This window comes from Oceanobacillus phoenicis (assembly GCF_047238145.1).
Classification (GTDB): Bacteria; Bacillota; Bacilli; order Bacillales; family Amphibacillaceae; genus Oceanobacillus.
The window spans coordinates 2,814,008-2,827,833 of record NZ_JBDFME010000001.1; the positions used below are offsets into that span (position 1 = coordinate 2,814,008).

The following is a 13,826-nucleotide window of genomic DNA, read 5'->3' on the forward strand; positions in this document are numbered from 1 at the left end:
ATTAACATCCTAACTGTCTAGCAATTACTAGTCTTTGAATCTCTGATGTTCCTTCGCCAATCTCTAATAATTTTGCATCACGCAAGTATCTCTCTACTTCATATTCACGCATATACCCATAGCCACCATGAATTTGGATTGCTTGATTAGCCGAACGTGTAGCTGTTTCTGTAGCAAAAAGTTTGGCATACGCAGCTTCTTTTGAAAAATTCTTTCTTTCATCCTTCAGCCAAGCTGCCTTAAGTACCATATTACGAGCCAGCTCTACTTCCATTGCCATATCTGCTAACTTAAATTGAATTGCTTGAAAGTTAGATATAGATTTTCCAAATTGTTTACGTTCCTTTGCATAAGCTAATGCTTTATCTAATGCAGCTTGAGCAATTCCAACCCCCAATGCCGCTATGGAGATTCTCCCTCCATCTAGTGTTTGAAGAAATTGAGGATGTCCTTTATGCTCTGTACCCAATAAATTACTACGTGGTACACGAACGTCATTTAGAACAATTTCTGCAGTGTCCGATCCTCTTACCCCCATTTTGTCGTAATTACTTGTAATAGTTACTCCAGGTGTATCTGTTGGAACCAAAATTGCTGAAATTCGATTACGGCCATTCGCATTTATTTCTGTTACCGCAGTAACGGTAATGAATTTCGCATAACTGGCATTTGTTATGAAACATTTTTCACCATTAATGATATAGTCGTCACCATCAATTGTAGCTGTTGTTTTCGTACCACCAGAATCAGATCCGGCATTTGGTTCAGTTAATCCAAACGCTCCAAGCCCCTCACCTGATGCAAGCGGTTTCAAAAAATCCTGTTTTTGTTCCTCTGTTCCAAAATAATAAATAGGACTTGCACCTAATGATACTGCAGCAACATAACTAAGTCCTGTACTACCACAAATACGACCAATCTCTTCTACAGCTAGGGCATAAGAGGTCGTATCTCCTCCTGAACCACCATATTCTTCAGGAAAAGGAATACCAAGCAAACCTAACTCCCCCATTTGCTTAAAAATATCCTCTGGAAATTCAGCTTTCGTATCAATTTCGATTGCCCTTGGTTGGATAACCGTTTCTGCAAAATCACGAACCATCTTTCGAATCATAATCTGCTCTTTCGTAAGCTCAAAATTCATGTACATCCTCCCTTTTTTCAAGCAACAAACAGTTACTCAGTCATAAAAATCAAATGGTTATGAATTATCATTCATTTGATTCTACATTCTATTTTATCAAAAGGAACGAAATAGGCAAATGTAGATTTCCTACATTTGCCTAAAATTTGTAGTTATTTAATTATTCATCGAACGGTTTTTCATAATTTGCTTGCTTCCATACATGAATGACTTCACCTTCATGATCCGTATCAATAACAAAAGAGCCATTGTTATACCGATCTGTAGCCTTCAATGTAAGTGGCACAATTTCGTGGGTACTTCCATTTGCTGTTTGGAAACAAATTGGTTGCCCATCATGATCTTGTAAAGCGAAAAAGCCTTTTACACGATGTGCTTTGTTTTTCAATTCGCGAAGCATCATTACCCCCCGTTTTGCACGGGTCGTTTTTTCAAAGTCTTTCAACTTCATTCGTTTGCAAGATCCGCGTTGTGTAATTAATGCTAGTGATGGTTCTGATAAATCATCGAATGCTTGTCCATTTACAACTTCATCATCGTCTTTTAAAGAAATTGATTTAACTCCAGCTGCTCGTTGCCCAACAATAGAGATTTCTGACTCATGGTACCATAGTCCATATCCTTTATACGTAGCGATAAATACATCCATATTTCCATTCGTATGGCTAACATGAACAACTTCATCGTCCCCTTTAAGGTTTAGAGCAATTAATGCTTTCGACCTCCGCTGGGCATCGTATAATTGGAATTCACTTCGCTTAACCATACCATTTTTCGTAAAGAAAATGAGATATCCGTGAGCTGATTTAAAATCACGGACCGGCATGCACTGAATCAGGTATTCTTCTTTATCTAGCGGAACAATATTAGAAATATGCTGTCCCATATCCTTCCAACGAATATCTGGTAATTCATGAACAGGACATAAAATGTATTTACCTTTATTTGTAAATAGTAACAGGTTGTCCGTTGTATTTACTTCTAGTAAAGATATAGGATAATCATCGTCTTTTACTGGTAACTCTTCTTCATTTGAAGCAGCATAAGAACGTAAGCTGGTTCTTTTTAGATAACCGTCTCGCGTCACCGAAACAAGTACATCCTCACTAGCGACAGTTACTTCAATATTAATTTTTAGTTCTTCTATCTTCTCTTCGATTACTGTTCTACGAGGCTCTGCAAATTTCTTTTTAATTTGTCGTAACTCTTTTTTGATTGTTTGGAACAGTTTTTTCTCGCTACCTAAGATTGACTCGTATTCTTTTATTTTCTCTTGTAGTTCGGCTGCTTCTCTTTCCAATTCAACAATATCTGTATTCGTTAATCGATATAATTGGAGCATGACGATTGCTTCTGCTTGTTCTTCTGTAAAGCCATATTTTGCTTTAATTTGTGCTTTCGCATCACCTTTATCTTTTGATGCACGAATGGTAGCAATTAATTCATCGAGTATAGAGATGGCTTTAATTAATCCTTCTACGATATGCGCGCGTGCATTTGCTTTCTTTAGATCATAGGTAGTTTGTCTTGTTACAACTTCTTTTTGATGTGCAATATAAGCGTCAAGCAACGAAGGTAATGATAACAGTTTTGGTGTTTTATCTTGAATCGCTACCATATTAAAGTGATACGTAATTTGTAAATCCGTATTTTTATATAAATAGTTGAGTACACCTTCACTATTGGCATCTTTTTTGAGTTCAATTACCACTCTTAACCCAGTTCGATCGGTCTCGTCACGGACTTCAGCAATTCCTTCTACTTTACGATCAATACGTAATTCATCCATTTTCTTAACCATGGTTGCTTTATTTACTTCATAAGGTACCTCAGTGACGACAATTTGCTCGCGTCCGCCTTTCATAGTTTCAACGAAAGCTTTTCCTCGAACAATAACTTTTCCTCGTCCTGTTTCATACGCTTTACGAATTCCTTCGACCCCTTGTATAATTCCACCAGTCGGAAAATCTGGTCCTTTCATCAACTTCATTAAATCATCAATAGAAGCTTCTGGTTTATCAATTTTCAACATTACCGCATCCATGACTTCCTCTAGATTATGAGGTGGTATATCCGTAGCGTAACCTGCTGAAATACCCGTGGATCCATTCACTAGTAAATTCGGAAATTTCGCTGGAAGGACAACAGGCTCGTCTGTTGTCTCATCGAAATTCGGGATATAATCCACCGTTTCTTTGTCAATATCCCGTAAAAGCTCTGCAGAAATACTGGATAGACGTGCTTCTGTGTAACGCATTGCTGCAGGTGGATCGCCGTCTATACTTCCATTATTTCCATGCATCTCAATTAATCCATTTCTTACTTTCCAGTCCTGGCTTAATCGAACCATGGCATCGTAAACAGAAGAATCACCATGTGGATGATAATTACCAATTACGGTACCTACTGTCTTAGCTGCTTTACGAAAATGTTTATCATGTGTATTTCTTTCCATGTGCATAGCATATAAAATTCGTCGTTGTACTGGTTTCAAGCCATCCCTCGCATCAGGAAGGGCACGGTCTTGAATAATATATTTACTATATCTACCAAACCGATCTCCGATTACTTCTTCTAGAGGTAGATCGAGGTATTTTTCTGTTTGTGACAAATTGAATCCCCCCTATAATTGCGTGTTCAAAAGGACCTAAAGAAGAACATCATCTATAAGTCACTTTATTCTTCTGTGTGAATATTCTCGTTTTCAAGTATAGTTGCATCTTCTTCAAGTCCAAATTTAACATGTCCTTCTATCCACTTTCTACGGGGCTCAACTTTATCACCCATTAAAGTAGTTACCCTACGTTCCGCACGTGCAATGTCATCAATGGACACTCGAATAAGCGTTCTAGAACTTGGATTCATCGTCGTCTCCCATAATTGGTCAGCATTCATCTCACCAAGACCTTTATAACGTTGAATAGTGTATCCTTGTTTTAATTCTTGAATAGCTACTTTTAATTCTTGTTCATCCCATGCATAACGAATCTTTTCTTGCTTTCCCTTTCCTTTTGATACCTTAAATAAAGGAGGTAATGCAATAAAGATTTTTCCTGCTTCTACAAGTGGACGCATATAACGATAAAAGAAGGTAAGTAATAATACTTGAATATGCGCTCCATCTGTATCAGCGTCAGTCATGATGATTATTTTGTCATATTGAACATCATCAAGATTAAAATCTCCACCAACGCCTGCGCCTATCGTATGGATAATTGTCGAGATTTCTTCGTTCTTAAATACATCTTGTAATTTTGCCTTTTCCGTATTAATTACTTTACCTCTTAGTGGTAAAACAGCTTGGAATTTTCGATCTCTTCCTTGTTTTGCGGATCCACCAGCCGAATCACCCTCTACTAAATATAATTCATTTTTTTCTGGGTTTCTAGACTGTGCTGGTGTAAGTTTGCCGCTCAATAAAGCATCTTTACGTTTCCGTTTTTTCCCTGTTCTTGCTTCTTCTCTTGCTTTACGTGCTGCTTCTCGCGCCTCTTTTGCTTTAATTGACTTTTTAATTAACATTCCAGATATATCAGGATTCTCTTCTAAAAAGTAATTTAGATGTTCGGATATAACAGAATCTACAGCAGAACGTGCTTCTGTTGTACCAAGCTTACCTTTGGTTTGCCCTTCAAATTGAAGTTTATCTTCAGGAACTCGAACAGAAACAACCCCTGTCAATCCTTCACGTATATCTGTACCTTCCAAATTCTTATCTTTTTCTTTTAATAAGCCTTGTCTTCGCGCATAATCATTAACCGTTCGAGTGATTGCCGAACGCGCTCCCGATTCATGTGTTCCTCCATCTCGAGTACGCACATGGTTAACAAATGACAGCATATTTTCTGCAAAACCATCATTAAACTGAAAAGCAAACTCTACTTCAATTTCTTGTTGTTCACCTTCGATAAAGACAATTGGGTGTAGAGAATCCTTCTCTTCATTTAAATAATCTACGAATGACTTCAGCCCTTCTGGATATTCATATACGTCATGCTTTTCATTTCGTTCATCAATTAATTCTATTTTGAGACCTTTTAATAAAAAGGCTGATTCACGTAGTCGTTCGGAAATCGTTTCATAATTATAAACAATCGTTGAGAAAATAGTTGGATCAGGCTTAAAGCGAATAACTGACCCTTTTTTTCTAGTAGGACCTTTTTTCTCTAATGTCGTAACTGGTCTACCACCATTTTCAAATCGTTGTTGATATTGGAAACCATCACGAAACGTTGTAACTTCTAACCATTCAGATAAGGCATTAACTACAGAAGCACCTACTCCATGAAGTCCTCCACTCGTTTTATAACTTCCTTGTCCGAACTTTCCACCTGCATGAAGTACAGTGAAGATTACTTCCGTAGTCGGCTTTCCGGTTTGGTGCATTCCCGTAGGCATTCCTCGCCCGCTATCTTTTACTGATATACTTTCATCTTTATGTATTGTTACTTGAATTTCTTTACCATAACCAGCAAGTGCTTCATCTACTGCGTTATCTACTATCTCATACACTAAGTGATGAAGTCCTCGTATATCCGTACTCCCAATATACATACCGGGCCTTTTACGCACAGCATCTAGCCCCTCTAACACTTGTATGGAGCTGTCTGAATATTGATAATCACTTGTCACGTGCCATCTTCTCCTTCCCCAACTTACCTTAACAATCATCATAGAACAACTGTTCTTTTTTGTAAATATCTCTGGATGTAATTTCACTTTAACATTAATATTACCGTAAACGATGCTACTTAGTATACTATAATTGGCAAATTCATGCATGAATAACCATATCACATAACATTTTAAAATAATAAATAAAATTATCATTGAATAGAAAACTGCTCACCATTACTAGATTTTTAAACTAGTACGGAAAGCAGTCTTTGAGCGATTGTATTTTACTTGACCAAAACAGAATGAACAACCTTTATACAAAGATCCATCACAACTTCGAACCCTTGATCTTTCAGAAAATGATAAGCATCTTCATTTACAATTCCTTGTTGTGCCCAAAACATTCGACAGTCCGTATTTACCGCATCCTTCGCTACATCAGGTAAATGTTCGGGTCTTCTAAAGACATTAATAATATCTATTTTTTCCGGAACTTCAGCTAAAGTTGGATAAGCTTTTTCTCCTAACACTTCATCAACAGTTGGATTTATAGGGATAATCTTATATCCTAGTTGTTGCATCCGATGTGAAATTTGATACGCTGTCTTATCTTGATTATTGGACAAACCTACTACTGCAATCGTCTTGGCAGCTTGTAAAATACTGCTTAATTTTTCATTGGATGGATTTTGCCAAGCCATGTTTTCTCCTCCTTCTATTCAGATAATAAACCTTCTTGCACTAGGTAATCTCTCGCAACGTCTCCTGCTGGGGCTTCTTCGTAATCAACTAAATAATTCATTTCTCGCATCTCTTGATCAGTGATTTTTCCGCTTAATTGATTTAGAATATCTTCTAATTCTGGATATTGCTCTAATGTCTCTTCACGCATGAGCGGGGCACCCTGATACGGTGGAAATAAATTCTCAGGATCTTCTAGCGTAACTAAGTCTAATTCTACCATATAACTATCGGTAGCATAAGCATCGATTACATCTACCTCTCCACTTTCAATTGCACCTTGTCTTAAGCCTGGATCCATTGTTTTAACATCAGAGAAGTTAATATCATATACTTCTTGCATACCAACATACCCATCGTATCGATCATTAAACTCTAGTGTAAAGCCTGCTGTCAAGTTACCTTGGTATGCTTCTAAGTCGGCAATTGTTTCTAAATCATACTGTTCTGCTAATTCCTGCGAAACAGCAACTGCATACGTATTATTAAACTCCATTGGTTCTAGTAATTCTAGGTTATTTTCTTCTTTTATACTATCTCTTGCTTGCTCATAAACAGCTCTTGAATCATTAGATTCCGCCTGTTCATCTAATAGAGAAACAATTACTGTTCCTGTAAACTCAGGATATATGTCAATACTACCTTGTTGTAATGCATTAAACACCATAGGGGTCTTTCCTAAGTTCGGCTCCAAACCAACTTGAAGATTTGTTTCTTCTTCTATAAGTAACTTATACATATTCATAAGGATTTCTGGCTCAGCGCCTAACTTTCCGCCTATTACTATATCTGGTTCTCTTTCTTGTTGTAATATAAATGGAGCTACTGAAATAATCAATACTCCTGCGAGCATAACTAAAAATGCCTGTATTCCATATTTCTTCGATAGCTTTTCAAACAACCGTAAAATAACATCTAAAATAATTGCTAATAACGCTGCAGGAATAGCTCCTAGTAGTACTAATGGAATGTCTCCACCTCGATCAAGACCTAATAAAATGATATCCCCAAGTCCTCCAGCACCAATTAATGCAGCAATTGTCGTCGTACCAACAATTAATACCATTGACGTACGAATTCCTGCCATTATTACAGGCATAGCAATTGGCAATTCCACTTTAAAAAGTCGCTTCACCGTATTCATTCCCATACCTCTAGCAGCTTCGCTTAATGCAGGATCGACTTCCACAATCCCCGTGTACGTATTTCTTAGTATCGGTAAAAGTCCGTAAAGTACTAATGCTATAATAGCAGGGGTAGTTCCAATACCATAAAAAGGAATTAAAAACGCTAAAACAGCAAGACTTGGAATAGTTTGTAAAACGGCAGACACACCAATAATCGGTTCTGCTAAACGTTTATATCTGGTCAATATTATCCCAATCGGAACAGCAATAATAATTGCAATTGCTAAAGATAATAAGGATATTTGTAGATGTTGCCAAATGGCTTGATAAAACATATCTTGTCGATTTTGAAATACCTCAATAAATTCATTCATGATGGAATTCCTCCCCGACCCTTTTCTCGCTCATGTAAATAATGAACAATTTCTTGAGAACTAATTATACCGAGCAACTTTTCATTCTCATCAAGTACAGGGAATCTTGATTGATCTTGGTCTTGCATTAAAGCAGAAGCTTCTTCTATAGTTGCATTTTCTGGTATTTTTATCGGTTCTTCCAATACCTTTCCATTCTGAATAACACCTTGAAAGATATAATCTTCATTTATTAGAACTTTAAAACCCAACACTTCAGAATAATCGTTTGTAGGAGCGGTCATCATGGTATATTTAGAACCTTTCGATATAAGTTCTTTTACATTTGTGACCCATGGAGAGCGATAATCTCCCATAAACTCTTGGACAAACCTATTTTCTTGAGACTTCATTAATTGTTCCGGAGTGCCAACTTGAACAACTTGTCCATCCTTCATTAAACAGATACGATCTGCAAGTTTTATAGCCTCATCCATATCATGTGTAACGAAAACAATCGTCTTTTTAATCTCGTTTTGTAATTTTAATATATCTTCTTGTAGCTGTTCCCTACTGATTGGATCTAAGGCACTAAATGGCTCATCCATTAAGATAATTTCTGGATCAGCAGCAAGTGCTCTTATTACACCGATACGTTGTTGTTGACCACCTGATAATTCGCTTGGATACCTATCTCTGAATGTAGCAGGATCCATCCCAACCATATCTAATAATTCATCAATTCGCTTATCAATTTCTTTCTTTTTCCACTTTCTTAATTCAGGAACGATAGCTACATTCTCTCGGACCGTCATATGTGGGAACAATGCAATTTGTTGTAATACATATCCGATATTCCATCGGAGTTCATGAATCGAATAATCCGAAACGGGCTTGTCATTAATGTATATGTAGCCTTCTGTTGGGTCGATCAGTCGATTAATCATTTTCATAGTAGTTGTCTTACCACAACCACTAGGTCCTATTAAAGTAACAAGTTCGCCTTCTTTAATCTGTAAATTAAACTTGCGTACAGCCGTAGTTCCATCTGGATATGTTTTCGTTATATCTTTAAATGTAATCATCACTTACCTCCTTCGGTTAAATATTCCCCAATAATATTATTATAAACGAAGGAACCAGCTATTTAATTTTGATTTTTTTGTTCTTAATCTTAGGAGTTCGTGCTAAAATAGCGGTAGAGCGTTTGCAAGCTAACTTTGAATGAGGAAAGAAGGAAAAGCAATGGATTATATAATTTTTGGACTTATTGCTTATTTATTAGGCTCTATTCCATCTGCATTAATTGTGGGAAAAGTAGGCTATAACATAGATGTTCGTGAACACGGAAGTGGTAATTTAGGTGCTACAAATACCTTTCGAATTTTAGGGACAAAAGCTGGAGCGATTGTTACATTAGCTGATATACTAAAAGGAACCCTTGCAACTGTGTTACCACAACTATTTGACGCTAATGTATATGTACTAGCAATTGGTTTGTTAGCGGTAGTAGGTCATATGTATCCTATCTTTGCAAAATTTAAAGGTGGGAAAGCTGTGGCAACTTCTGGTGGAATGATTCTCGGAATGTATCCACTATTATTTGTAATTATGGTCGCTACATTTTTACTCACTTTATATATATCAAAATATGTATCACTTTCTTCTATCATTACGGGACTAGTATCCTTGCTTGTAACAATCTTTTATCAAGATTTAGGACTGTCTATCGTTTTATTATTATTATCAAGTGTTGTCTGTTACCGTCACAGAGAAAATATTAAACGAATAAAGAACGGCACAGAACCTAAAATTAGCTGGATGTAAAAGCAATAGAAGACCGATAAATTGAATAATTGGTTTGTATTCAGTATACTAAACCCTAGTCAATATGTTTGACTCTATACGACAAAAACAGCACTTCTTTGCTAGGAAAGGGTGTTTCACCATGCAACAAATGAAATCAATACCGAAAAAACAACTTCCTTCTAAGGAAGAGCGTCATAAATTATTCGGTTCTGTACCACCAAAAGAAAAGACAAAACCAATCGAAAAAAATAAAATGGCCGATTTACAAAATACCCAAAAAGACTTTTTATTTAAATTAGATGCAGTTGGCATATCTAATGTTAAATACCCAGTTCTTATATTCAGTGATCTAGCACCAAAAGAACAAACGAGTATTGGAACATTTCAATTTTCATCTAGCATTCCTACCATGTCCAAAGGAACGAATATGAGTCGTTTCATGGAATTACTTCAAGAATACAATTCTAATGGCATGAATGTTTCCATTTCCGAGTTAAAACGGTTTACAAAGGAGCTTTCTGTAAAATTAGAACAAAATGATTCAACTATAGAAGTTACTTTCCCATGGTTTTTTGAACGTAAAGGTCCAGAATCCCAATCCACGGGTATGAACCATGCGGATGCAAAATTATCCATGACCTACGATCGTAATTCAGGATACACCATAAACGTGTCATTATCAGCTTGGATTACGACATTATGTCCATGTTCAAAGGAAATTAGTGAATATAGTGCGCATAATCAAAGAGGTAATGTCACGGTTGAGGCCACTTTATTAGAAGACTTTGACGAGACTAACATTGATTGGAAATTAGCACTGCTAGAGGCAGCAGAAAGTAATGCAAGCGCAAGACTTCATCCGGTACTCAAGAGAACGGATGAAAAAATGGTAACGGAACAAGCATATGAAAATCCGCGGTTTGTAGAAGATATGGTTCGACTCATTGCTGCTGATTTATATGAAATGCCATTTGTGAGTAAATTTCACGTTTCATGTCGCAATGAAGAATCAATTCATATGCATGACGCTATTGCATCAATAACGTATGATAAAAGCTCCGAATAGAGGAGATTATTCTATGAAATTTATTTTTATCGGTCTAATAAAATTTTATCGAAGTGCTATTAGCCCCTTCACTCCTTCTAGTTGTCGTTTTTACCCCACTTGTTCAGAGTATGGATTAGAGGCAATTAAACGTTTTGGAGCATTCAAAGGTGGTATATTGACTATAAAGCGGATTAGCAAATGCCACCCTTTTCACCCAGGTGGCGTAGATGTTGTTCCAGATAAAAAAGAAAACAACAACAATGAAAATGGACTAGAAAAAGGAGTTATTCGACATGAAGATTAATGTAACCGAAGAAGCAGCAAATTGGTACAAAGAAGAATTAAATTTAACAGACAAATCATCCTTGCGATTTTTTGTACGGTACGGTGGAGTCGGTGGTCGAATTGCTGGATTCTCATTAGGTGTTAAACTAGAATCTCCCATAAATGCACATGCATCTACAACAGTAGACGATATTCAATTCTTTGTTGAAGAATCAGATGCATGGTATTTTGAAGATAGTAATCTTTCCGTTTCCTTTGATACCAAAAACGGTGAACCAAAAATAGAGTACCCAGAGGCTTAATGAAAAGTTTAATGAAAAGAAAATGAATAGGTGTTGAGAACCCCCGCTTCAGAATATACTCCGCTTATCTAGAAGCGGCTGATGAGCCTCCGGATGCTTATACATCGGGAGGCTCACCCCACACCTTCCTAAACCTAGGACATATTTCTTACGCTTATTTTATCTTCCGTCTTTTGAGCAAAACTTTATCCCTTTTTCGATTTGGTTAATCATTTATTCTAATTTAAACCTCTGGATTTGATTCCATTGTTTTTCTTCTCTCAGAATTTTAATTTGATAATCTCCAAACAAGTCATAATGAGGAAATTCTTCATTCATATCAATCCAGTTCTCTTGCAAACCATACTTTCTTCCCCATGTTTTTAACTTATTTAAATCACTACACCCGACTTTTGTAACTGTATTACATCCAGGAAAACGATCGTCTAACCAATAATGAGTTAAAAAATCAATTTTTCCAGACCGGACATTTTCTTTCCAACGTTGTAATTCTTCTCGCTTTAAGCCAAAAGCCATCAATTATTCTCCTTCTAACTGTTCTTGATATGCTTTATGCCATTCTGGAAAAGTTCGGCGAACGGATAACGGACGGAATGTTTCTTTATTAACGATTGTATGTGTAGTTGTACCTTCTACGGCTATCTTTCCTTGTTCATTAATGATTTTATAACCATAAATAGTACGAACTCCATCGTACGATTCTAACCATGTTTCAACATGCGTTTCTTCTGCATAACGTATAGGTCTTTTAAAAGATATGTTAGCATCGATGACAGGCGATACTACCCCGTGTTTTTCCATTTCATTATATTTTAGGCCTATTGCTTCTATATATTTCGTTCTTCCTATTTCAAACCAAACTAAATAATTTGCATGATATACTACTCCCATTTGGTCTGTTTCTTGATAACGTACTTCTATTGGTGTTTTTACTGTTAACAATGCTCTTCCCCCTATTCATTCTGATATTATCCTATCACAACGGGTTTGGAGAATGAAATAATTAAACTTATTCATTCTATTAAATCAATTTCTAATAAGATATTTTGTGTGAAATCCGTATATTCGCTATTTTGATTTTCATTTCATTATTACTCCAATAAATGTTAGTACCACAAGAGCATAACCTACGTGTCTTTTAAGAGAATCAGATATTTGTGGTTAGTTTATCCTTATTATCTATAAATAAAAAAGGCTCCAACATAATGTCGGAAGCCAGCCCTTTATTGATCTTGGACTTTCTTAATAGATTGCTCCATTCGTTGATCCATGGATTGTTCAATTTTCTCCATTATTAAACGATCTGCTAATATTTGTTTTCTATTTTCTGCTACCAATTCTTCAAAATTCAGTTTCTTTTTTAAAGACATGGCAATACCTCCTTTTTGTGAAGTATTACCAATTATTTAAACAATTATAATCCTGTTATCAATTTAAACCTTCAACCATTTCTTGCATAAATTCATAATTCATTGGTCCGATCTTCCTTGGTTGTTGAACTGTACCATCTGTCCCAATAAAATATGTAGATGGTGCAGCATATATCGTATATGCATCAGCGACTTCTGAATTCTTATCTAGTGGGACAGTAAAACTAAAATCATACTCATCCATAAAATCTTGAACGTCTTGTTGATTTTTTTCGTATTCTGTCATATTAATCGTTACTATTTCGACTTCATCTTTATAATCATCATAAAACTGTTGCATCTCTGGCATTTCTTCTTTGCACGGTGGGCACCATGTATACCAAAAATTAAGGATTATTTTTTCACCCTGATAATCCGACAATCGAAATGATTCTCCTCCCAATGTTTCTAACTCAAAGTCAGGAGCTTTATCTCCTGGCTCAAGACCAACACTTTCAACAGGCGCAATCGAGCCCCCCTGCATATTTTCATCACCAGTCACATGATAATTTTGCTCTGACTGATTATCCTCATAATTACTTTGAATAATATTACCAACTAATATGCCTATTAATACTAATAGAAGCATGAATCCAAAAATCTTCTTAAACAAATTTGTCGCCTCCACCTTAGTTTCCTTCTAACTCTATCGTAAGTCGGAGATTATGCTTTGTAAAGTAAATATATAACCATTTGAAAAATAGACAAATTTTATTAACAATACGGTGAAAGTAAATTTTATCAGCATAAAAGCGCAGGCACCCGTTTAGAAACGTAGCGAGTGCGCCCCTGATTTTAAGGGGTGGTTCGACAGTGGTCAACTTCTTTTTTCCTTGAAATATAAGAATCACGGTGAGGTGACGAAACGATGATGACTTTTACCACAAGGGTATAAGTGTGACTAAGCCTCATAAAATACATTCGGCAGTCTAATTATATACTTTCTTATCTTTTAAAAAAGAGTCCCGCAATTATATGCAGGGACTCTTTT

Annotated in this window: 14 protein-coding genes; 4 read left to right on the forward strand and 10 right to left on the reverse strand. The window is 36.2% G+C overall.

What is annotated here, in order from left to right; genetic code table 11:
• Window position 1: 1 nt before the first annotated feature.
• The 6 genes from ABC346_RS14085 to ABC346_RS14110 all read right to left on the reverse strand — a co-directional run bounded on the left by ABC346_RS14085 (window position 2) and on the right by ABC346_RS14110 (window position 9,067).
• Window positions 2-1,144: an acyl-CoA dehydrogenase family protein gene (locus ABC346_RS14085; RefSeq protein ID WP_413235444.1), complete on the reverse strand. Its 1,143-nt coding sequence runs from the start codon at window positions 1,142-1,144 to the stop codon at window positions 2-4.
• Window positions 1,145-1,304: 160 nt separating this feature from the next.
• A complete protein-coding gene (gene parC, locus ABC346_RS14090; protein ID WP_413235445.1) occupies window positions 1,305-3,755 on the reverse strand; it encodes a DNA topoisomerase IV subunit A in 2,451 nt (816 codons plus the stop codon).
• Window positions 3,756-3,820: 65 nt separating this feature from the next.
• A complete protein-coding gene (gene parE, locus ABC346_RS14095; protein WP_413235446.1) occupies window positions 3,821-5,776 on the reverse strand; it encodes a DNA topoisomerase IV subunit B in 1,956 nt (651 codons plus the stop codon).
• A 269-nt stretch (window positions 5,777-6,045) separates the two neighbouring features.
• On the reverse strand, window positions 6,046-6,462 hold the full coding sequence (locus ABC346_RS14100) for a CoA-binding protein (protein ID WP_413235447.1): 417 nt from the start codon (window positions 6,460-6,462) through the stop codon (window positions 6,046-6,048).
• A gap of 14 nt (window positions 6,463-6,476) precedes the next feature.
• Window positions 6,477-8,003 carry an ABC transporter permease/substrate-binding protein gene (locus ABC346_RS14105; RefSeq protein ID WP_413235448.1) on the reverse strand — a complete coding sequence of 509 codons (1,527 nt, stop codon included), beginning with the start codon at window positions 8,001-8,003 and terminating at the stop codon, window positions 6,477-6,479.
• A complete protein-coding gene (locus ABC346_RS14110) occupies window positions 8,000-9,067 on the reverse strand; it encodes an ABC transporter ATP-binding protein (RefSeq protein ID WP_413235449.1) in 1,068 nt (355 codons plus the stop codon). Before ABC346_RS14110 ends, ABC346_RS14105 begins: the two co-directional genes overlap by 4 nt.
• A gap of 160 nt (window positions 9,068-9,227) precedes the next feature.
• Here ABC346_RS14110 and plsY point away from each other — a divergent pair, with 160 nt between their 5' ends.
• From plsY to ABC346_RS14130, 4 genes are all read left to right on the forward strand, one after another.
• A complete protein-coding gene (gene plsY / locus ABC346_RS14115; RefSeq protein WP_413235450.1) occupies window positions 9,228-9,809 on the forward strand; it encodes a glycerol-3-phosphate 1-O-acyltransferase PlsY in 582 nt (193 codons plus the stop codon).
• Between the two features lie 121 nt (window positions 9,810-9,930).
• Window positions 9,931-10,857, forward strand: coding sequence for a GTP cyclohydrolase FolE2 (gene folE2, locus ABC346_RS14120; protein WP_413235451.1), 927 nt, complete (start codon window positions 9,931-9,933; stop codon window positions 10,855-10,857).
• A gap of 13 nt (window positions 10,858-10,870) precedes the next feature.
• Window positions 10,871-11,143: a membrane protein insertion efficiency factor YidD gene (gene yidD / locus ABC346_RS14125; protein ID WP_413235452.1), complete on the forward strand. Its 273-nt coding sequence runs from the start codon at window positions 10,871-10,873 to the stop codon at window positions 11,141-11,143.
• Window positions 11,133-11,426, forward strand: coding sequence for a HesB/YadR/YfhF family protein (locus ABC346_RS14130; RefSeq protein ID WP_413235453.1), 294 nt, complete (start codon window positions 11,133-11,135; stop codon window positions 11,424-11,426). The genes yidD and ABC346_RS14130 overlap by 11 nt, the downstream gene beginning before the upstream one ends.
• Before the next feature lie 213 nt (window positions 11,427-11,639).
• On the opposite strand, the gene ABC346_RS14135 is transcribed toward ABC346_RS14130, so the two are convergent.
• The 4 genes from ABC346_RS14135 to ABC346_RS14150 all read right to left on the reverse strand — a co-directional run bounded on the left by ABC346_RS14135 (window position 11,640) and on the right by ABC346_RS14150 (window position 13,448).
• Window positions 11,640-11,942, reverse strand: coding sequence for a hypothetical protein (locus ABC346_RS14135; protein ID WP_413235454.1), 303 nt, complete (start codon window positions 11,940-11,942; stop codon window positions 11,640-11,642).
• 3 nt (window positions 11,943-11,945) lie between these two features.
• Window positions 11,946-12,368, reverse strand: coding sequence for an acyl-CoA thioesterase (locus ABC346_RS14140; RefSeq protein WP_413235455.1), 423 nt, complete (start codon window positions 12,366-12,368; stop codon window positions 11,946-11,948).
• A gap of 281 nt (window positions 12,369-12,649) precedes the next feature.
• Window positions 12,650-12,796: an FbpB family small basic protein gene (locus ABC346_RS14145; RefSeq protein WP_011066084.1), complete on the reverse strand. Its 147-nt coding sequence runs from the start codon at window positions 12,794-12,796 to the stop codon at window positions 12,650-12,652.
• 58 nt (window positions 12,797-12,854) lie between these two features.
• Window positions 12,855-13,448 (reverse strand): TlpA family protein disulfide reductase, encoded by a 594-nt coding sequence (locus tag ABC346_RS14150; RefSeq protein WP_413235456.1) that lies wholly within the window; start codon window positions 13,446-13,448, stop codon window positions 12,855-12,857.
• Window positions 13,449-13,826: the final 378 nt, after the last annotated feature.

Bases quoted from the DNA above. Each gene is read 5' to 3' on its own strand.
- ABC346_RS14105 (WP_413235448.1), bottom strand. From the start codon at position 8,003: ATGAATGAATTTATTGAGGTATTTCAAAATCGACAAGATATGTTTTAT.
- plsY (WP_413235450.1), top strand. From the start codon at position 9,228: ATGGATTATATAATTTTTGGACTTATTGCTTATTTATTAGGCTCTATT.
- folE2 (WP_413235451.1), top strand. From the start codon at position 9,931: ATGCAACAAATGAAATCAATACCGAAAAAACAACTTCCTTCTAAGGAA.
- yidD (WP_413235452.1), top strand. From the start codon at position 10,871: ATGAAATTTATTTTTATCGGTCTAATAAAATTTTATCGAAGTGCTATT.
- ABC346_RS14145 (WP_011066084.1), bottom strand. From the start codon at position 12,796: ATGTCTTTAAAAAAGAAACTGAATTTTGAAGAATTGGTAGCAGAAAAT.
- ABC346_RS14100 (WP_413235447.1), bottom strand. From the start codon at position 6,462: ATGGCTTGGCAAAATCCATCCAATGAAAAATTAAGCAGTATTTTACAA.
- ABC346_RS14085 (WP_413235444.1), bottom strand. From the start codon at position 1,144: ATGAATTTTGAGCTTACGAAAGAGCAGATTATGATTCGAAAGATGGTT.
- ABC346_RS14130 (WP_413235453.1), top strand. From the start codon at position 11,133: ATGAAGATTAATGTAACCGAAGAAGCAGCAAATTGGTACAAAGAAGAA.
- ABC346_RS14110 (WP_413235449.1), bottom strand. From the start codon at position 9,067: ATGATTACATTTAAAGATATAACGAAAACATATCCAGATGGAACTACG.
- ABC346_RS14135 (WP_413235454.1), bottom strand. From the start codon at position 11,942: ATGGCTTTTGGCTTAAAGCGAGAAGAATTACAACGTTGGAAAGAAAAT.